The sequence below is a fragment of the Leucobacter triazinivorans genome, from assembly GCF_004208635.1.
GTDB classification, from domain to species: Bacteria; Actinomycetota; Actinomycetes; order Actinomycetales; family Microbacteriaceae; genus Leucobacter; species Leucobacter triazinivorans.
Genome location: NZ_CP035806.1, coordinates 2,808,450 through 2,828,116, shown reverse-complemented (window position 1 = coordinate 2,828,116; position 19,667 = coordinate 2,808,450). Strand labels below are relative to the sequence as shown.

Below are 19,667 nucleotides of genomic sequence, written 5' to 3'. Positions count from 1 at the left end.
CGCTAAATAACCCCGTTCTTCTATAAGGAGGGACCAAGGTTTCCCAGTTCCCCCTCATCCTCATCTTCTTCAAATCCAGGAAGAGAATCATCATTGTCACTGCTAAAGCCCCGTGGCGCATCAACGCCACCATTAAGCAGGGTTTCGTCCCCCAAAATGAAATAGCCAGGGATCTTTTGCGTCACACCAAGCACAGGAGCGACAGAAAGCCCTTCAATGTTGCTGTCGTTCGCAACGAAAGCAAAGACCCACTGCTCCTCCGGGACTAAACGATCTTCATCCATCAACCCCCATGAAGAAGCAGTGTTCGTGATGATCTGCAGAGTTCCATCAGCGCGCCGCTTGGCTTTCTTTACTCGGAACACCAAAATCCGCGACCCCAGGTCAAAGCGGATATCCAGCGCACCACCGGCAGCATCTTCGAAGTCCACTCCCCAACGCGAAGCTCCGGTGCGTATGGCGTCTTTTACCATGCTCCTCACTAGAGCAGACCGGTTACCCGATTCGTTAAAAGAAGGGTCGACTGACAAAGCCACTTCGATACGATACCCACGCTCACCAAATACCTCACGAACTTCGAAGGCAAGATCCTGCAGCTGCTGCTGAACCGGCGCGGGGATGTGTGACATACCCATGAGCATATTCCATCAAATGTCACACCGCAACTCTTGGGCTAAGAACTATCACTCTCCTACCTCATACATTATCTTCTCAGTCCGGGCCAATCACCGCTAGGACTGCTCCTCAAAGCAGGACTTCGTCGATTGAACCCATACAATCGAGCACGCTCTTGTTCCGACTGCTTTGCCTCGCTCTCGACCTGCGCCACGCGGGTCTGCTCGATTCGTGCGACCGCCTCAGCAGGCGTGAGCGAGCGCAGCAGTTCGGCTTCGTCTCGCGCGTGCTTCGCGGTCTGGGCCGCGCTCTGGGCGCGCTGTGCGGGGTTGGTGCTCAGGTAGGCCGCCCGGTTGCGGAACACCTGCTCTGCGCCGAAGACGCGACCGAACGCCGCCAGGCGTGCTGTCTGCGCCCGCTCGGGCCTCCTTAGGACTTCATCACGCGCTGCCCGGTGCTCCTGCTCGGCATCGACCACGCGGGGGTCGGCGTCGATCTTCGGGCGGGTGACTCGTTTGACCCAGGTGTCGGCGCGTTCGTTCCACCTCGGTAGCTCGCCCCACTCGCTCGCCAACTGCTGGCGTGCGTCGTGGGTTCGCCTCTTGGCGGTCTCATGCTCGTCGCGGGCGCGGCGCTTCCCGAACCACGATGATCCCCGCACCTGCTTGCCTGCGGTCTGCTCGGTGGCTTCGGCTTGCTGCCACTCTGCGAGCGCCGTCCTCGCTGCCGAAACGATCGGCGCGGTGACCTCGACGCGCACCTGCTCGGCGCGGTGCCTTGCCGTCTGCTCGGCTACTCTGGCGGCCTCGCGTATTACTGTCTCGCGCTGGTTCAGGTCGGCGAGGGCGCTGCTGACCTGCTGCCAACGTTCGGCCTGCACCTCAGCGGTCGCGGCCTGCTGCATGAGTGTGGCTATCTCGTCGCTCACGAACTTGACGGGGCCGTGCTTGATCAGTCCGGTGACTTCCTCGGCGGCGCGCTGGGTCGCGTCGGCAAGGCCACGGTCGGCGCGGTCGCGTTCCATCGCCGCGACGAACTGCGCCCGCGCATCGCCCAAGTTCTCGGCCACGATGTGCAGCAGGTTCGACTCGCGCCCTCTGGTCATGCCGACGTATACGCTTGCGGCGCTGGTGGAGTCGGTGAGAAGGGTATGCGATGCGGGCACGGTCGCGCCCTGTACGCCGTAGGAGGTTGCCGCGTAGGACAGGTGGGTGTGCTCTGCCACATACTCGGCGGGGAGGCTGATGGTGCGCTGTCGCTTCCGACCGTTTCCAGCTTCAAGGACGCTCAGTGTGCCGTTGTCTGCGACGTGCTGCACGATCCACTGCTGCCGGTTCGCCACGCCAAGATCGGTACGGTTCTTACGGGTTTGGATCAGGTCGCCCGCACCGATGGGGAGACCGTCGCTGCCGTAGGCAGTGCGCTGCTCGTTGACCTCGCCGCGTGCTATTCGCTCGTCGCGGATGCTTGAGTTCACGGCGCGCGCCTCGTCGTTCGAGGTCACCGTGACGGCTTCACCGTCTTGCCGCGCCTTGGCGATGTGCGCACGCAACTCGTCGCTACCGGCGTGGAGGTGCACAAGCCCGAGTTTTGCGAGCTGATCGAAGACCGCGCCGGGGTTTCTGCCGTCGCGCATCTGCAACGTGACCTCGGCATAGACGGGATCGGCGAAGCGGTGAACCTCGGCCATGTCGAACGTGCGGCCCCTGAGCTGCGCCGCCATGTCGAGCACACCCCCGCGCCCGACTGCGGCGAGCTGTGCACGATCCCCAACCAGCGCGACCGTTGCGCCTGCCTCGGCGCAGACCGTGAGGAGTGCGATTGTGGTGTCTTGGTCGAGCATCCCGGCCTCGTCAACGATCACCCGTTCACCCCGCGCAGGCCGGGCGCTCCCCGAGGGGCCGCGATAGGTGCGGCCGGTCGCGGGGTCGGTGTCGCCGGGTGCGAGGCGAGACCACACGCCATCGTCGTTCCATCGCCACCCGTGCGCATGCACGAGCGCCGCAACGCTCGCGGTGGGTACGCCGAGTTCTTCGCGCACCACCTGAGCGGCACGCAACGTCGGCGCAAGAACCCGCGACGCTCTGCCCTGTTCGGCGGCAACCTCGATTGCGACGCCGAGCATGGTGGTCTTGCCTGCGCCCGCTGCTCCCTCCACGATCACGAGAGGATCAGCAGATGCGACGGCAGCGGCGGCGCGCTCCTGCCCGGCATCGAGCCACCGCGCTGCTGCTGCTTCACTCACGTCGGTATGCTTCGGCTCTTGGGCTGGCACTCGTGCGGCGAGGAGGTCGCGTAGTTCCGTCTCGGCCTGCACCACGCGCAGGCTCGTGAGATGCGCCACATGCTCCGGCGTCGGCGCACCCGGCACGAGCACCGAGAAGCAATCTTCGAGCGCGAGGCGTGTTGCGACGGTAATGAGGTCGCGCAATTCTTCGCCTGTTGCGCGCACCCCGGCCTCGGTGATGATCTGCGTTGCATGCTCCTGCACGGTGTGCCTCGTCCACGTCGATGCGCCAGCGGCGCAACGATCCAGGGCGCGAGATGCGATCTGCTGCACCGATAGCTCCTCCAGCGGTACCGGCGCACGACGCGCAGCCCGGCGCAATGCCGCTGGGTCGTAGCCGGCCTCGCGCAGCTCGGTCAGCCAGGCCTCTTCTTCACGCAGGGTCGTCGGCTTCTTCGCCGGGCGTTCGTGCGCCCACGCTTGAGCGGTGAGCCGGGAGAATACGACCGGCCCCATCCTCTCGCCAGGATGCGCGGCCTCCCATTTGGCTTCGAGCCGTTCAAGGTTCCGACGCACCTGCTCACCCCGCTTGCTCATCAGATGGTTGTACGGCTCCAACTCGACTACCTCGCTGGTTACGGGGTCGAGGGTGAGGCCGTGCCGATCCAGCACCTTGGCAAGCTCTGGGTGCGCGGCGATGACGGCGGTGCCGAGGGCGCGGATCGCGCCCTGCTGTCGGAAGATCGCGGCGGTATCGAGCGCCCGCCACTTCCCAGCAGCCCATACCCGTGTGCCGATCTGCATATGAATGTGCCGGTGCGGGTCGCCCGCGCGAGAGGTGCGGTGTGTGATGCCGACGACTTGCATGTGCTCGATGGGCACGACTTCCTGCGCCCCGCGCGGGCCGACCCGCGTCACCGAGTGCTGCGCGAGCCACCGCCGAATCTCCGCCAGCGCGTCCTGCTGCGCGCGATCCAGCACCTTAGACACCTCGGGATGCAGTGCGGCGGCAATGGAGAGAGATTTCGGGCCGTTGATCGTCATTTCTGCGAACCTGGGCGACCCCAGCCGATCCTGCCCGGCAAGCCGTGGCCGCCCCATCCGCTCCCCGGTGTCGGGGTTGATCCAGTCCACCCATCCGGCGTACTCCTCGTTCGAGAGCGCCCGAACCAAGACCGCCTCGCCGCTCGCGTCGAGCACGGCGTACTCGATACCCGCCCCGTCGCTGAGGTAGTAGTCGTCAGCACGGCTCCGGTCGGCCTCGACATAGCGCAGCGCGTCGGCTCCGGTTCCCCGGAATAGGATCACGCCGCCATGCATATGGATCACCATTTCGTCTAAATCATGTTCTTGCAACTACATAATGTAGCATACGTTCATTCACATGCTCATCTTCGAAAGAGAAGTTCTCACGAAATCGTTCGTGCTCATATGGGGTGGAACTGGCCGTGGGCCAAAAGAGCGGTCGGCGTCCTCATGTCGAAGCCTGCACATTTGGTGTTTGAAGTCTCACTACGTTGCCTCGCTTCGTCTACGTGCCCGCAGATCTGGGAGGGTCAGCACAGACGCGGCCCGTTCGGACGATCTAGAAAAATACCCGCAAGGACTATTCCTCCATGGGGCCCAAGGCACACTGTCGTGAGCATGGCGCCTGCTCGGGCCAAGAGCAAGGAGACGCCTGATGTCCAGCTGGCCTGAATGAATCCCCTCGGGGTGAGTTCACGAGCGTATCGCCCACTCAAATGCGTGCAGGCGTCTTAGCCCTCGAAGATGTCGCCGAGGAACTCGAACGGGCTCTTCTTCTTGCGGTAGCGGGGGTCGCGCCGGCGGTCGTCGTAGTGGCCGTCCCGCCCTCGGTTGTCGTAGCGCCGTTCGTCGCGGTTGTCGTAGCGGGGCTCGGAGTACTGCTGGGCCGGTTTTTCGGCGGTGTCGGCCTGCATGCGCTCGAGGATCTTGTCGAGCTCGCCCCGGTCGAGCCAGATACCACGGCACTGCGGACAGTAGTCGACCTCGACCCCCTGTCGTTCGCTCATCAGCAGGGTGGTTCCGTCACTCGGGCAGTTCATGATGCCAGCGTATGACAGAGCGAGCACCCCTGGCTGTGAAGAAGAGGACGGCCGGCTGGGAGTTCCGCCCGCGACCATCAGGGATCAGAGCCGGAACTCCAAGAGCCAGTCGACCGCGAGCTGTGCGACGACAGCAACGATGACAAAGTGGAGGAGGATCGCGACCCACGCCCAGGAGGCGAACCCTTTGAACGCGCGCACACTCGTATCCCCTGCAAGGAGGTTCCCGTCGGCGCCCGCCTTCGCGAGGGTGATCCACCAGAGCGGGATCATTGCCGTCCAGACCACCATGCACCAGGGGCAGAGCGTCGCGAGGGAGTAGAAGCTCTGGTACTGCAGCCAGGTGATGAAGACGATGCCTCCGAGGAGGCCGAGGCAGTAGAGCCGCCAGAACCACCGGGCGAAGTGAGCTCCGGCGAGGATCGCGGCGCCGACGAGGATCGGGGCAGTGAAGGCGGTGACGCCGATGATGGTGTTGGAGAATCCGAAGAGCGAACCCTGCCAGGAGTCCATGTTCGGCCCGCAGGTGACGAGCTTCGAGATGTTGCAGTTCGGTAAGTGGGTGGGTTCCTGCAGCGTCTTGATGTACTCGGTGAGCAGCTCGAAGGAGGCGAACCAGCCAACGATACCGGCGAAGATCGAGAACCAGGCGAAGCCGATGCGTCGTCGGCGTAGCGGTGTCTCAGCGCTCGTGGTCATGGTTCGAATCTACACAGGCGAGGCCGAATGCCTGACGGCTGCTCGAGGAGCGGTGGCGATCGGGTGCGCGCTGCGCGTGCGGGATCCTGGGCATGGGTCAGTCGGCCGTCACGTTGACGACGCCTTTCATTTCGGCGTGGATCGAGCAGTCGTACTCGTAGCTGCCGGCCTCATCGAAGACGTGGGTGAAGCTCCCCTGCCGCATGAGTTCGCTCACGAAGCTCGCGTCCCCGGCGACGACGTCGTGCTTGGATTGCCCCTCGAACACCCAGCGCACCGCTTCGCCCTCGGTGACGTCGACCTCGGCCATGTCGTAGGCGTTGTCGTAGGCGCGCACGGTGACGGCGGGGTCCGCGTCATCAGCAGAGGGGGTGACCTCGGGCTTCGCCGCGGCGCAGGCGGCGAGGCCACCGAGCAGCCCGACCGCCAGTACGGCTCCGAGGGCGTGCATGAGAATACGGCGGGTATCGGTGTCCATCGTGTGTCTTCCTCTCAATCTCAAGGGGTCAGTTCGTCCGCGCTTCGCGCAGGCTGCGCGGAGCCACCTGGCTGTGCGGGAGCAGCTCGGTAGCCGTAGCAGTAGGCCATGCCGACCCCGGCAACGACGAGGAGCAGGCCGAGCGGGATGTGCATCGCGAGCGGCATGCCCAGATAGCCGATGAAGAACTGGGCAAGTTCGAGCACCCAGACGGCGATCGAGCCGGTGAAAGCGCCCTGGGGCCAGCGGGCGAGTCGCCAGGCGAGGAGTGTGACGATGATCTGCACGAATCCGATGGCGGGCAGGGCCATGCCGATGTTCAGGTGCCAGGCTTGGGCGTCGGCGCTGCGGCCGTCGAGCATCGTCCCGGCGATGAACGGCTGCGCGACCAGCAGTGCGGCGTGAACGATGAGCACCCAGCGCGCGAGCGCCCCGAGCAACCGGCGAGCTCTGCTCGGGCGGGCGGCGGTGTCGTCAGTGGCTGCCATTCATGCCTCCTCCGGGGTTGCCCGCGTGCACTGCGGGAGTGCTGATCGCGGTGGGCGGTTCCTGGGTGTCGTCGATCACGACGAACTGCCCCATCATGCCCATGTCGTGGTGCATGAGCCAGTGGCAGTGGAACATATAGGGCCATTCGGGGTCGGCGCTGCGACCGAACTCGACGTCGATGATCACGGGACGACCGGGCGGCGCATAGACGGTGTCTTTCCAGCCGCGCTCGTAGTCGCGCGGGGGTTCGCCGTCGACGCTGACGACCAAGAAGCGCGCGTTGTGGATGTGGAGGTTGTGGGGCAGGTGGTGCTGATTATCGATCACCCACCGCTCGCGGGCGCCGACGGTGACGACCTGGTCGACGCGGCTCATCTCCATGGTGGCGCCGTTGATCTGGTTGTTCGTGAGCACCATCGACCGGGTGACATCTGGCGCCTCAAGCGGAGGCGGGAGAACCTGCGCGATCATGCCGAGTCCGGCGATGGTCAAGTCGGGCCCGGCGAAGCTTGAGGCGGCGCGCAGCTCGAGCACGTCGAAGCGGTCTTCGGCGCCGGCCGCGCGGGAAGTACTCTGCAGGAGACCCAGCGAATGCGGCACCGATTGCAGCATGGCGGTCTGCCCGGGCTCGAGCTCGACGAGGACCTCGGCCCGCTCCCCTGGGGTGAGGGTGACGCTGTTGATCGGGGTGGGGTCGGGCAGCAGTCCCGCCTCGGTACCGACGAGCGTCATCGGCGCGCCCTGAACCACGAAGTGGTAGGTGCGCGCCGAGGAACCGTTCAGCAGGCGCAGCCGGGTGAGCGCGCGGGTGACCTCGAACGTCGGGGAGAGCGCGCCGTTCACGATGACCGTGTCCCCGAGCAGCCCAAAGGCGGTGCGTTCGCGTGCGGCGAAGGTACCGTCGGCGTTGAAGCTGCGATCGGTGACGAGGACGGGCACGTCGTCGACACCGTAGTCGATCGGCAGGCCGCTCCACTCGCTGAGCTCGTCTTGGAGGATGAATAGACCCATCAGGCCGCGGGTGACCTGTGCTTCGGTAGTGCCGTGGGTGTGCGGGTGGTACCAGCAGGTCGCGGCTGGTTGCTCGATCTCCCATTCGGCGATCCATTCCTCGCCGGGGGCGATGGGCTGGTGCGGGCCGCCATCGTATTGCGCGGGGAGTTTCAAGCCGTGCCAGTGCACGGTCGTCGTCTCGGGGAGCTCGTTGCGCACGACGATCCGTACCCGATCGCCCTCGGCAGCGCGCAGGGAGGGCCCTGCGAAGGCGCCGTTGTAGCCCCAGCTCGGGGTCGGTCCAGCTGGGTGGATGCGGCTCTGCCCGGTTTGCGCGGTGAGGGAGAAGATGCGGGTGCCGTCGTGGGCGATCTCGGGTTCGGCGAGCGGCGGGATCGGCAGCGGTGTGCGCCGCACACCACCGCTGGGCGCGAGGATGGGTTTGGGCTGCGGCGTCCAGCCGCTCAGCGTGATCACGGTGCCGGCGACCAGGCCGCCGGCGGCGACCGCGAGTACTCCCCGACGGGTGATGCCCGGGCGTGCGGCTCCGTGCGACTCCTCGGAGGTCGGCTCGTCTGCGTTCACCGGGTGCCCCATTCCCGCGGGGCGACGGGGATCTGGATAAGGTCGATGCGCTGCCTGCCGTGCCCGCCTCGGGTGAAGACCCGCAGCGTGAGCCACACGAAGAGGGCGAGGCCGGCGATCTGGCCGATCAGCCCGGCGGGGTTGCCGTCGCCTGCGGTCTGCGCGGTTTCCCCGGTGAGGCCCGAGGCCATGATGCCGAAGGCGACGTAGTTGTTGACGATGTGGATCGCGATCGCAGCCTCGAGGCCCCCGGTACGCCAGGTGAGCCAGGCGGAGACGGCGCCGAGCAGCCCGACGGCGAGGAGCCCCCAGATGTCGTAGATGTGGAGAGACGCGAAGCCGATCGAGGGGATGAGGATCGCGAACCAGGGGCTTCTGATCCAGGCCCCGAGCACTTGCATGAAGAGCCCGCGGAAGACGACCTCTTCGGCGGTAGATTGCAGCGGCACCAGGAACAGCACGAGCAGCATCGATAGCAGCGCGGCGCGCGCGTCGAAGCCGGTGTCGCTAGTAGCAGCTGCGGCATCGGTGGCGGGCTCGAAGAGCAGGCCGACGCCGATGCCGACAAGGTTCATGACGACGATGGCGAGCACGGAGACGCCGAGCAGCCTGCCGAGGAGTCCCCAGCGCATGCGGGCGGCGACCGACCAGATCCGGCCGATGGGCCGCATGCCCATCACGAGCATTGCGAGCAGCACCGCCGGGAGCATGATGATGATCGAGACCATGCTCACGAGCACCGAGATGGGCCGCTGCGTATCGAGCACCTCTGCGGTGCCCGCGGCGACCTGCATGGGGTAGTCGGGGTCTGTGAGCGTCAGCACCGGGATAACCGCCACGGTAACCAGCACGGTGAGGATGCCGAAGAAGACTCCCGAGAGCAGGAGCAGGGCGAGCGGCTTCCACCACCGGTAGGCGGGGGTGCCGCGCAGTAGGCGGTGGTAGTCGAGCGGTTCGGTCTCCACGGTGCGCAGCTGCTGCGAACCCCGTGCCCAGCCCCAGGATGGCGGCACCGCAGATGGCTTGCGCGGCTCGGGTTCGGGGCTGGACATGCTGGGGTCTGCAGCTGCGGGTCAGGCGGGGGCGTTCGTCGGCGTCTGGGCGGCGCGGTAGCGGCGGGCGCGCACGAAGGAGGCGATGCCGGCGGCGAGGAACACGAGGAGCACGACGAAGGTGACGGTGCTCGCGATCACCGCGTTCGGGCGTTCGGCGGTGCCGGCGAAGAGCTCGCCGAGCTTCATCACGTTCATGGCGGTACCGGCGATGCCGAGGAGAGCGATCGCGAGGGCGGCGTGGAGCGCGTGTCGGCGGGCCTTCGGCGCGCGTGCGACAAAGGCGGCGATGAGGATGAGCACACCGAGCGCTGCGGGGATGAGGGCGGTCATGCTGCTCGCGTCGGAGGCGAAGTAGGCGATCACGCCGGTGGCGGTGAGGATGCCGCCGACGGCGAAGGCGAGTACGGTCATGGTCGGTATTCCTTTCGCGGACGCCGCAGGGGGTCTGGGCCGCGCCGGGCGCCCGGGATCTCTCCTCCCCTGCCCCAGGTTCGGGGAACTGTGAGGGGTGCGGGCCTCGCCCCGTACTCTACATGATGTAGATGTAAGCTCGGCTGTATGCTGTCTGCCCCGTGGAATCTCATTCTCACCGTCGTCTTCGCATTCACCGGGGTGTACTGCCTCGTGCGCCTCATCGCGCACTGGCCGCCGCCCGGTGCCCCGCGTGGCCCGGTGCTCGAGTCGACAGCGATCCACCTCATGCACCTGGTGATGAGCGCCGGAATGATCGCGATGTGCTGGTTCATGATGATCCCGGCAGCGCTGAACTGGGCGCAGATCGTGGTCTTCACCGTGCTCGCGCTCGCACTGATGCCGGGGCTCTGGAAGGCGCCGCTGCTCAGTCGTCGCGTGGATCTCGCCGGGCATATCTGGCTCGCCGCGGCGATGGTGTGGATGATCGCGGCAATGCCGCTGCTCATGGCTGGAATGGGCGGGGACGAGGCCTCGTCCGGCCATGGTGCAGGCAGTGGTGAAGCCATGGAGATGATGATGACGACACCGCTCTGGGTAGATATCGTGAACGGGGTCTTTGTCGTCGGGAGCGCGGCGATCGCGATGTGGTGGGCGTACCGTTCGGCGGCGATCCGCGGGGAGCGGCTGCACGCGCTCTGCCACTGTCTGATGGCGGCAGGTATGGCGGCGATGCTCTTGCTCATGAACGGGTAACGGCCAAGTTAGGGCGCGACTTCGAAGAGGGCGGGCCAGAGCAGCAGCGCGAGCGGGTAGCCGACGAAGCTGACGATGTTGAGCAGCCAGTGCGCGATGATGAGCGGCAGTGACCGCCCCCAGCGGTGGTACACCCAGCCGAAGAGGAGCCCCATCACGACGTTGCCGATGAACGCGCCGATGCCCTGGTAGAGGTGGTAACTGCCGCGCAGCAGTGCGCTCGAGACGATGGTGGCGAGCGGGCCGACCCCGAGGCGCCGCATGCGGTCGAAGAAGTAGGCGACGACGATGAGCTCCTCGCCGAGAGCTGCGCGCAGAGCGGAGAGGATCAGCACGGGCACTGTCCACCAGTAGGCGTCGAGAGCGGTCGGCACGACGTTCGCATTGATGCCGATGATGCGCGAGAAGAGGTAGAACGCGAGCCCCGGGATCCCGATCGCGGCCGCGAGCAAGACGCCCCAGCCGGTGTCGGCCAGCCACCAACGGCCGTCCCTGCCGGGGAGACGGCCGAGCCCGAGATTCCCGAGGTGCGGTGCGGCACTGCGCCAGAGCAGGTACGCCACGAGCGCCACGGGCGCGAGTTCCCCGAAGAAGCCGAGCAGTTGATAGGCGAGGTCGAAGAGGGGCTGCTCGGCGAGCGGCCGGTTGATCGTGGCGGTCTGGGAGGCGAGCGCGGTCTCCTGGCTGAGGCGGCGCAGGATCGTGATGATCGACTGCACCCCCGCGTAACCGAAGGACAGGGCGAGCACAATCGCGAGCTCCCAGCGCAGTCGGCGCTTCGAGATCGGGACGACATCGAAGCGCGCATACTGGGGCGGTCGCATCTGGGGCACCCCGGCTAGACCCTGCGGCGGAAGTTCTGCAGCCGGAGGCTGTTGAACACGACGAGCACCGAGGAGAGCGCCATCGCACCGGCGGCAATGAGGGGGTTCAGGAATCCGGCGGCGGCGATCGGGATCGCGGCAAGGTTGTAGCCGAACGCCCAGCCCAGGTTCACGCGGATGGTGCGCAGGGTGCGCCGCGACAGCTCGATCGCCTCGGGGATCACGGCGAGGTCCTCCCGCACGAGGATGATGTCGGCCGACTTGAGGGCGATGTCGGTGCCGGAGACGACGGCAAGGCCGAGATCGGCGGCGGCGAGGGCGACGGCGTCGTTGATGCCGTCCCCGACCATAGCGACCCGCTCCCCCGCAGCCTGCAGCTCGCGGATCGCATCGGCCTTCTCGGCGGGCAGCACTTCGGCACAGACGCGGTCAATGCCGAGGGTGCCGGCGATCTCCTCGGCGACGGCGCGGGAGTCGCCGGTCAGCAGCACCGTGGTGAGGCCCTGCTGCCGGAGCGCCTGGATCGCGGCCCGGGCGTTCGGCTTGATGGTGTCAGCGAGGCCGAAGCGACCGATGAGGCGTCCCGCCTGGGCAACGAACACGGGCGACTCAGTGGGGTCGGCTTCGGTGAGGTAGACGCGGGCGGCTCCGGTGGAGACGCCCTGCTCGTCCATGTAGGCAAGGCTGCCGATCAGAACGGTGTCGCCGGCGACGGTGCCGGAGGCGCCCCGGCCCGGTACGGCGATGAAGTCTCTGACATGGTCGAGGTCGGTGATCTGCTGCTTCGCGGCCGCGACGATGGCGCGGGCGATGAGGTGCTCAGACCCCTGCTCGACTGAGGCGGCGATGCGCAGCAGCTCGTGTTCGCCAACGCCGGGGACAGCGGCGATGCTGCGCACGCTCATCTCGCCGGTGGTCAGGGTGCCGGTCTTGTCGAGCACCACCGTGGTGATCGTGCCGCTCGCCTCGAGCGCGTCCTGCCCCTTGACGAGGATCCCGAGGCTGGCGCCCCGGCCGATGCCGACCATGAGCGCGGTCGGGGTGGCGAGCCCCAAGGCGCAGGGGCAGGCGATGATGAGGGTGGAGATGCCAATCCCGAAGGCTTCCTCGAATGAGCGGCCGGCGAGCATCCACCCGGCGGTGACGAAGATAGCTAGGACGATCACGCCGGGCACGAAGTAGCGGGTGACGCGGTCGACGAGAGTCTGCACGCGAGCTTTGCGGGCCTGGGCCTGCTCGGCGAGGGCGGCCATCTGCGCGAGCTGAGTGTGCGCACCCACGGAGCTCGTGCACACCTCGAGGCGGCCGTTGGTGCTGATCGTGCCCCCGATCACGGTGTCACCGCGTCCGGCGGCAACGGGGAGCGGTTCGCCGGTGAGCATGCTGGCGTCGATGTCGGCGCTGCCGGCGACCACGGTACCGTCGGCAGGGAGGGTTTCGCCCGGCAGCACGACGAACACGTCGTCGACGCGGAGCGCGGAGGCGGGCACGATCTCTTCGGCGCCGTCGCGCTGGATGCGGACGTGCGTGGCGGCGAGCTCGCTGAGCGCGCCGAGCACGTCGCCGGCCTTGCGGCGGGAGCGGGTCTCGAAGTAACGGCCCGCCAGCTGGAAGGTGGTCATACCGGCGGCGACGTCGAGGTAGATGGCGTTCGCCCCCTCGGGGGTGGCGCCGATACCGAGCCAGTACCTAGTCCCGCCCCCCTCGATGCCGAACAGCAGCGTCACTACCGACCAGCCGAAGGAGGCAGTGATGCCGAGGGAGACGAGGGTGTCCATGCTGACGTCGCCGTGGCGGAGGTTTCTGAGGGTCGCCTTGTGGAACGGCCAGGCCGCCCAGGTGACGATCGGCACGGCGAGGGCGACGCAAAGCCACTCCCAGCCGGGGAAACGCCACTCGGGGACAAGGGCGAGCACGATCGTGAGATCCATGAGCGGTACCGTGAGCACGGCGGCGAGGATCAGCCGTCGCCGCAGCGAGGTGATGCGCACCTCGGTGGCGCGCTTGGACCAGGCGTCGTCCGCTTCGTCGTGGATGCGGGCGCCGTAGCCGGCTTTCTCGACGCGCTCGAGGGCCTCGCCCGCGCGGGCGGTACCGAGACCGGAGACGATGGCGCGCTCGGTCGCGTAGTTCACGCTCGCGGTGACGCCCTCGATCTTGTTCAGGGCGCGCTCGACACGGCCCGCACAGGCGGCGCAGGTCATCCCTGAGACGTCGAGCTGCAGCGGCTCGACGACGTCCGTGGTGAGACTCACTGCTGGGTCTCCTCGTCGCTCCGGGGTGCGGGACGCCCGGGGCCTGTGGCCTGTCGCCGCTTGGCGAGGGTTTCGAGCATCTTGTTGTAGTCGTCGAACTCCTCGTCGCGGCCGGAGTCCATGTGCCGATCCTTGCGGCGGGCCTCTTTCGCATCCTGCCGCGACCATTGGATGCCGAGCACGATGATGACGAGCAGCAGCGGCATTTCGCCGCCGGCCCAGGCGACGCCGCCGCCGAGGTACTGGGAGGCTTGGAGGTCGGTCCAGGGCAGCCCGAAGTAGAGGTAGAAGTTCTGCGCGATCCACTCGCCGTCGGCCATCATCAGGATCACGCCGAAGAAGGCGTGGAACGGCATCGCGGCGAGCACGAAGCCGAGCTTGCCGATGTGCGGCAGTGGGCGCGGGGGTCGGTCGACGCCGATCACGAGCCCGTAGAAGAGGTACCCGGCGATGATGAAGTGGACGTTCATGAGCTGGTGCGCCCAGTGGAACCGCATCGCCTCTTCGAAGATGCCGCTGAAATAGAGCCCGTAGTAGGAGCCCACGAACAGCACGAACACGAACAGGGGGTTGAAGACGAAGCGGAGTACCTTCCAGTGCAGCACCCAGGTGATCCAGTGGTGCAGGCCCGCCGGTCGCGCCGGGTCGGCTCGGGTCGCGCGCAGCAACAGGGTGATGATGCCGCCCATCACCAGGAGGATCGGTGCGAGCATGTTCAGGCTCATGTGCACGATCATGTGCGTACCGAAGTCTGGGGCCGAGTACTTCCCGAAGCCGGAACTCGTGATGAAGACGATGACGCACCAGCCGCCGATCCACGAGATGGTGCGTCCGACGGGCCACTTGTCTCCGCGGTTGCGCAGCACGCGCACCGCCCAGAGGTAGACGGCGATCGCGATGATTGCGAGCACGATGAAGAGGAGGTTGGGCCGCCAGTGCGTGAACCAGACGAGCAGCGATGGCGGGGCTTCGACGTCGAATCCGAGGAATACCTGGGAGATGCTCGTGGGCTGGAAGTAGTGCGGCGGCGGGACGCGCGTCATCGCCGCGGTGATGCCGAGCCATCCGGCGATGGCCACGGTCGCGATGGCTGGCGGCCAGACGGCCGGACGGGACGGGTCGGTCCGCTGCGCAGCTCGCCAGCTCAGGAGGGCGACGATGAGGAGTCCCAGGCAGGCCCAGCGTGCGAGGATCTGCCAGCCTGTCGCGGAGTCGAGGAGGCTCGATCCGGCGAGTTTGAACCATGCCAGGAGCAGGTCGGTGGCGCCGATGACGGGGATGCCAACGAGCACGAGCCTCGTGAGGCGGGTGGCGATGACCGGGTCGAGGGTGCGACCGGTCATCGCGCGCAGGGCGGCGATGACGAGGACTCCGAAGACGGCTCCGGTGACGAGCGCCTGATAGGTGCCGGCGTCGCTGCCGAGGTCGTGGTTCGGACCGACGAGGATCTGCCCGACGACCACTGGGGCGAGGATGCCGAAACAGGTGGCCCAGAGCGGAATGAGGAGCCCGGTCCACCGGGTGACGAACTGGCAACTGATGGAGACGATCGTTGCCGCGATCAGGGATACCGTCCACGCGGGGGGAAAGGCGCTCGCCTCGTAGAGGAAGGCGAATGCGCCGGGTTCCGCGAGTCGGGCGAAGGGCATGCCGCTCGCGTCGAGCGATTCGAAGACCACCATGCCCGCTGACACCATCGCCCAGGCGACGGAGGCGGAGCGCAGCACGGTGAGCTCGAGGCACGGCTCGATCCGTCTGGCCCGTTTGCCGCGAGCGTCGCGGAAGAACAAGAGATAGAGCAGGGCGCCGAAGGTGAGCGTCGCGGCCAGGTCGCCGAGGCCCTGGCCAAGCGCGGTCATTACGGCGACGTCGAAGCCGGGGAAGGTGAGGTAAAGCTGCTCGTAGGCGAATGGGCCGATGTCGAGGGTGGCGACGATCGGGGGCACGGTCGCCGCGGCGAGGGCGATCGCCACAATCGCGAGAGTTGTCGCCGTGCGCCTCGGTGAGCGCTCCCCGTGTGCCTCGGCCGGGACGGGCGAAGCGGCGCTGCCGCTCATTGGGTGCGCTCGTGCACTGCCAGGAGTTCGAAGCCGGCCTCGCCGACAGCCCCCGCGAGGACCTCGGTGCTGAGGGGGTGCGCGGCATGGACCACGGCTCGGCCGGCGGCCGCGTCGACGTCGACGGAGGTCACTCCGCTGAGCGTGCCGAGCTCTGCCGTCAGTGTCTGTGCGCAGTGGCCGCAGGTCATACCGTTGACGGTTAGCTCCTGCTTGCTGGTCGCGTCCATCGCCCCTCGATCTCTCACTCGAATACTCGCACAAGACTACAAGATGTAGACGTATGGGAGCTTGGCGCCGGACTCGAGCTCACTGCTGTCAGCGCAGCTGGGAGGCGGCCTGCAGTCCCTGCGGGACCCGTCGACGTCCCGGGGCGGGCCACCGTTTCCGGCTCAGCCGCTCCGCCCGGAGGGTCATGGCGACGTCCTGCGTTGCGGCCGCGAGCACGAGGAGCGCGTTCGCGAGATGCGCAGCACCGACCTGCCGGGCGGCGGCATCGTCCGCGGCGAGCTCGATCTGCAGACGGGTGGCGCGCTCGAATGCACGGCTGGCTCGGATGCCCGGGAGGAACAGCGCGTTGATCTGTGCGATGCGCATTGCCAGCCCGTGCTGATGCCGTAGATGCGCGAACTCATGTGCGAGCACGGCCTGCAGCTGTGGCGCGGTGAGGAGCTGTTCCATTGACGAGGAGACGAAGATTTCCGGTCGTCGGCCGGGAACAGCATAGGCTTCGGGGGTCTCCGAGTGGAATCGGACGAGCGTGAAACCGACGTGCTCTTCTCGCGCGTAGGCGACGGCGTGGGAGTGGGAGGCGGGGCGGAGCGATTGGAGCGACCCGGAGTAGGTGAAGAGGAAGGCCAGTGCGAGGCCGGCGATCCCGGCGGCCACCCAGACTGCTGCGGAGACCGTCACGCCGGGCGTGTGCGGGATCGCGTGGCGCAGTGATTCGACGGAGACAATGCCGAGCGCGATGCCGGAGAATGCGGTGACGACGCCGACGCCGAATGTCCCGAACCAGACGGTGAGCGCGGCTCGAGGGTGGAAGAGATGCCAGCGCCCGGCGGCGAAGAGCCGCGGGCAGAGCACGGCCAGGGTGATGGCTGTGCCGAGGAGGGCGAATGCAAGGAGTAACACGATCGGATTACTCGTGCGCGGTCGCCTCGCCGAAGGCGTCCATGAGCGCCGCGACGTCGTCATCTGCGAGGTTGCCGGCGAAGGCGAGCAGGGCGGCTCGGCGGTCGGTGGCCTGCTCGAGGGCGGAGGTCATCGTCTCACTCGCCTCTTCCTCGCTTGAGCGCAGTGGGCGGAAGCTGATCTTGCGGGGCGAATCGCCGATCCGTTCGACGCGGCCTTTCCCTTCCAAGCGGGTGAGCGTTGTCATGAGCGTTGTGTAGGCCGGCACGGGTTCGCTGAACATGGCCTGCAGTTCGCGTGCGCTCACGGCATGTTCTTGCTCGTGGAGTCGTTGCATGACTTCGTCTTCGAGCCCGCCCCATTCGCGTTTACGCACCCCTGCCATGTCGCGCCTCCTCGTCGATTTCTTAACTCTACATCTCGTCGAGTTAATGGATCATTCTCACAGCATGCAACAGTAGCCTCTGCGCATGGAGAACTGGTGGGTGAATGCGCTCTGGTCGCTCACTCCATCGGTGATCATCGGCACCTTCTTCTACTTTGTCATCCGAGCGATCTCGCGCGCAGATCGCACCGAACGCCGCGTCTACAGGAAGATGGAGGACGAGGAGCGAGCGAAGCTTGGGCTCCCGCCGAAGCCGCTGACGTCCGCGCGGCCTCCCAGCACGCCTGAGCCGCCGTCCGCCGGCGAACACCCTAGCTAAGCTCGCCCCTGTTCATCGGAAGTCCGTGTCGCATGTCCCCTCGTTCAGTCTTCAAGTGGTTTGCGTTCGCAGAGGCGGTGACCTGGGCGGGCCTGCTCGCCGCACTCCTGTTGCGGTTCACCGGCGCCTCCGATGCCCTGGTGCGTCCTGCCGGTGGCATTCATGGCTTCGTGTTCCTCACCTACTGCGTGGTCACGGTATGCGTATGGATCGACGGGCGCTGGCGACCAGGTACCGGCCTGACGGGGCTGCTCGCCTCGGTCATCCCGTTCGCGACGGTGTTCTTTGAACTTTGGGTCGACCGCCGTGGTCTCCTTGCGGGGTCGTGGCGACTTGGCACTGCCGGAGAGCAGCCACGGATATTCGCCGAGCGCGTGCTGGCGTGGGCACTGCGGCACGCAGCCCTCGCGATCGGCGTCGTGGTCGCGTTGGTGATTGCGATCTTCCTCGTCTTGCTGCGGTTGGGTCCACCGGTGCAGTTCTGAACGAGCTCGGGACCGTCGGCATCGCAGGCACGCGACCCCTCGTTCTCGTCGCCTGCTTCCTGGTCGATCCCCTGGGTGAGGAGGAGTTCTCTCTGAGCAACTTTGCCTAGCAAACTTAGGCCCTCCGAACATATGATTTCGGCATGACGAATATAGCTGCTCGCGGGCAGCATACGGCGGCTCCGCGACGGGTGGTGTGGCTCATCGGCCCCGCGTTGGTTGCCGGTGTCGCGTATCTCGACCCCGGGAACGTCGCCAGCAACATGACCGCGGGGGCCCGCTACGGGTATCTGCTCGTCTGGGTGGTGGTGCTGGGCAATATCATCGCCTGGTTGATCCAGTACCTTTCCGCCAAGCTCGGGGTCGTCACCGGGCAGAGCCTCCCCGAGGTGCTGGGGCGCCGTATCCGTCGACCGTGGGCGCGGCGGTTGTACTGGCTGCAAGCTGAACTCGTCGCCATGGCCACGGACATCGCCGAGGTCATCGGCGGAGCCGTCGCCCTGTATCTCCTCTTCGATGTGCCGCTGGTGTGGGGCGGCATCATCACTGGCGCCGTCTCGATCGCGCTCCTGGCCGTGCAGTCGCGGGATGGCGCAAAGCCGTTCGAGTTCATCGTGATGGGGCTCATCGTGATCATCGCGATCGGTTTCGCCTATGGCGTGTTCGTCGCGCCGCCCGATCCGGCGGGGATCTCCGAGGGTCTGGTGCCGAGATTCGAGGGCACCGATTCCGTGCTGCTGGCGGCGTCGATTCTCGGCGCGACGATCATGCCTCATGCCATCTACGCGCATAGCGCCCTGGCCAGGGATCGGTTTACTCCCACGGTGGGACGTTCGCGCGGCGGCGAACATCAGCCGGTGTCTCGTGGCGTGGTATTGGAGGACCTTCGGGGGATCTCGACGTCTCGTCTGCTCCGCGCGACGCGTTGGGACGTCACGATCGCCATGCTCATCGCGGGCACGGTCAATCTGTGCATCCTGTTGCTCGCCGCCGCGAATCTCGCCGGCGTCTCCGGCACCGACACGCTCGAGGGCGCCTATGCGGCGCTCTGGGAGGGCATCGGTCCGGCGGTTGCTACGCTGTTCGCGGTCGGTCTGCTCGCGAGCGGCTTGGCGAGCACTTCAGTGGGTGCCTATGCCGGGGCCGAGATCATGCGCGGGTTGCTCCGACTCCGGGTGCCGCTGCTGGCTCGCAGGCTGGTCACGCTGGTTCCTGCGCTCGCGCTGCTCGCCTTCGGCGTCGACCCGACGCTCGCGCTGGTGCTGAGCCAGGTGGTGCTGTCATTCGGTATCCCGTTCGCCCTGATTCCGCTGGTCGCGCTGACAGCGAACCCTGCGGTGCTCGGCGGCTTCCGCAACCGCGCACTCACGACAACCGCCGGAGTTCTCGCGGCCATCTTCCTGGCGGCGTTGAACGTCCTGCTGATGTGGCTCATCATCACCGGGCGCTAAGGACGTCGCTCAGTCGTGCTGATGATGCTGCGGGCACAGTCGTACCGCGTCCCCCGTGAGCGCGAGCATCTTCTCGGCCGCGGCGAGGATCGCGACGACGGCGTCGGGCTGCGCGAGGGAGTACATTGAGGCCCGCCCCTCCGCGCGGGAGACGACCATGCCGGTGTCTTTCAAGCAGGCGAGGTGCTTGGAGACGGTGCTCTGGGAGAGTCCGAGGTGCTTCACCAGGTCGACGACGCGGTGCTCGCCGAGCTGCAGGTGCTGCAGGATCACCAGGCGGGAGGGGTCTCCGAGGCTGTGGAAGAGGGCCGCGGCTGAAATGAGCGCCTCGGCCTCGGCGATCGTCGGCAACTCGCGCGATCGTTCGGCTTGCATCGTCATGT

At 66.8% G+C, this 19,667-nt stretch carries 20 protein-coding genes; 4 read left to right on the top strand and 16 right to left on the bottom strand.

Going from position 1 to position 19,667, the window contains the following annotated elements:
- Positions 1-20: 20 nt before the first annotated feature.
- From EVS81_RS12790 to EVS81_RS12750, 9 genes are all read right to left on the bottom strand, one after another.
- Entirely contained in the window at positions 21-629 is a 609-nt protein-coding gene (locus tag EVS81_RS12790; protein ID WP_130110721.1) for a hypothetical protein, read from the bottom strand.
- A 74-nt stretch (positions 630-703) separates the two neighbouring features.
- The gene (gene mobF, locus EVS81_RS12785) at positions 704-4,198 is read right to left on the bottom strand and encodes a MobF family relaxase (RefSeq protein ID WP_240739849.1); all 3,495 of its coding nucleotides are present in this window, start codon (positions 4,196-4,198) and stop codon (positions 704-706) included.
- A gap of 401 nt (positions 4,199-4,599) precedes the next feature.
- Positions 4,600-4,908 carry a TFIIB-type zinc ribbon-containing protein gene (locus EVS81_RS12780; RefSeq protein ID WP_130110720.1) on the bottom strand — a complete coding sequence of 103 codons (309 nt, stop codon included), beginning with the start codon at positions 4,906-4,908 and terminating at the stop codon, positions 4,600-4,602.
- Positions 4,909-4,992: 84 nt separating this feature from the next.
- Entirely contained in the window at positions 4,993-5,607 is a 615-nt protein-coding gene (locus tag EVS81_RS12775; RefSeq protein ID WP_130110719.1) for a vitamin K epoxide reductase family protein, read from the bottom strand.
- Between the two features lie 97 nt (positions 5,608-5,704).
- A complete protein-coding gene (locus EVS81_RS12770) occupies positions 5,705-6,085 on the bottom strand; it encodes a cupredoxin domain-containing protein (RefSeq protein WP_130110718.1) in 381 nt (126 codons plus the stop codon).
- A gap of 20 nt (positions 6,086-6,105) precedes the next feature.
- The gene (locus EVS81_RS12765; RefSeq protein ID WP_130110717.1) at positions 6,106-6,573 is read right to left on the bottom strand and encodes a hypothetical protein; all 468 of its coding nucleotides are present in this window, start codon (positions 6,571-6,573) and stop codon (positions 6,106-6,108) included.
- A complete protein-coding gene (locus tag EVS81_RS12760; protein ID WP_165384266.1) occupies positions 6,560-8,152 on the bottom strand; it encodes a multicopper oxidase family protein in 1,593 nt (530 codons plus the stop codon). The genes EVS81_RS12765 and EVS81_RS12760 overlap by 14 nt, the downstream gene beginning before the upstream one ends.
- Positions 8,149-9,204, bottom strand: a complete 1,056-nt coding sequence (locus tag EVS81_RS12755; protein WP_240739848.1) for a CPBP family intramembrane glutamic endopeptidase — start codon at positions 9,202-9,204, stop codon at positions 8,149-8,151. The genes EVS81_RS12760 and EVS81_RS12755 overlap by 4 nt, the downstream gene beginning before the upstream one ends.
- Before the next feature lie 21 nt (positions 9,205-9,225).
- Entirely contained in the window at positions 9,226-9,618 is a 393-nt protein-coding gene (locus tag EVS81_RS12750) for a hypothetical protein (RefSeq protein WP_130110715.1), read from the bottom strand.
- Positions 9,619-9,765: 147 nt separating this feature from the next.
- Here EVS81_RS12750 and EVS81_RS12745 point away from each other — a divergent pair, with 147 nt between their 5' ends.
- Complete coding sequence (locus EVS81_RS12745) at positions 9,766-10,374, top strand: DUF5134 domain-containing protein (RefSeq protein WP_130110714.1); 609 nt, start codon at positions 9,766-9,768, stop codon at positions 10,372-10,374.
- A gap of 8 nt (positions 10,375-10,382) precedes the next feature.
- On the opposite strand, the gene EVS81_RS12740 is transcribed toward EVS81_RS12745, so the two are convergent.
- The 6 genes from EVS81_RS12740 to EVS81_RS12715 form a co-directional block, all read right to left on the bottom strand.
- Positions 10,383-11,198 carry a CPBP family intramembrane glutamic endopeptidase gene (locus EVS81_RS12740; RefSeq protein ID WP_130110713.1) on the bottom strand — a complete coding sequence of 272 codons (816 nt, stop codon included), beginning with the start codon at positions 11,196-11,198 and terminating at the stop codon, positions 10,383-10,385.
- A gap of 14 nt (positions 11,199-11,212) precedes the next feature.
- Complete coding sequence (locus EVS81_RS12735; protein ID WP_130111488.1) at positions 11,213-13,402, bottom strand: heavy metal translocating P-type ATPase; 2,190 nt, start codon at positions 13,400-13,402, stop codon at positions 11,213-11,215.
- Positions 13,403-13,449: 47 nt separating this feature from the next.
- Positions 13,450-15,426 (bottom strand): cytochrome c oxidase assembly protein, encoded by a 1,977-nt coding sequence (locus EVS81_RS12730; RefSeq protein WP_240739847.1) that lies wholly within the window; start codon positions 15,424-15,426, stop codon positions 13,450-13,452.
- 80 nt (positions 15,427-15,506) lie between these two features.
- Entirely contained in the window at positions 15,507-15,740 is a 234-nt protein-coding gene (locus tag EVS81_RS12725; RefSeq protein ID WP_130110711.1) for a heavy-metal-associated domain-containing protein, read from the bottom strand.
- An 88-nt stretch (positions 15,741-15,828) separates the two neighbouring features.
- Complete coding sequence (locus EVS81_RS12720; RefSeq protein ID WP_130110710.1) at positions 15,829-16,644, bottom strand: M56 family metallopeptidase; 816 nt, start codon at positions 16,642-16,644, stop codon at positions 15,829-15,831.
- A gap of 7 nt (positions 16,645-16,651) precedes the next feature.
- Complete coding sequence (locus EVS81_RS12715) at positions 16,652-17,029, bottom strand: BlaI/MecI/CopY family transcriptional regulator (RefSeq protein WP_130110709.1); 378 nt, start codon at positions 17,027-17,029, stop codon at positions 16,652-16,654.
- 85 nt (positions 17,030-17,114) lie between these two features.
- On the opposite strand from EVS81_RS12715, the gene EVS81_RS12710 reads away from it, so the two are divergent.
- From EVS81_RS12710 to EVS81_RS12700, 3 genes are all read left to right on the top strand, one after another.
- Complete coding sequence (locus EVS81_RS12710; RefSeq protein WP_130110708.1) at positions 17,115-17,348, top strand: hypothetical protein; 234 nt, start codon at positions 17,115-17,117, stop codon at positions 17,346-17,348.
- Between the two features lie 32 nt (positions 17,349-17,380).
- Positions 17,381-17,833 (top strand): DUF3817 domain-containing protein, encoded by a 453-nt coding sequence (locus EVS81_RS12705; protein WP_130110707.1) that lies wholly within the window; start codon positions 17,381-17,383, stop codon positions 17,831-17,833.
- Between the two features lie 143 nt (positions 17,834-17,976).
- On the top strand, positions 17,977-19,284 hold the full coding sequence (locus EVS81_RS12700) for an Nramp family divalent metal transporter (RefSeq protein WP_130110706.1): 1,308 nt from the start codon (positions 17,977-17,979) through the stop codon (positions 19,282-19,284).
- Positions 19,285-19,293: 9 nt separating this feature from the next.
- Here the strand turns inward: EVS81_RS12700 and EVS81_RS12695 are convergent, their stop codons facing one another.
- Positions 19,294-19,665 (bottom strand): ArsR/SmtB family transcription factor, encoded by a 372-nt coding sequence (locus EVS81_RS12695; protein ID WP_130110705.1) that lies wholly within the window; start codon positions 19,663-19,665, stop codon positions 19,294-19,296.
- Positions 19,666-19,667: the final 2 nt, after the last annotated feature.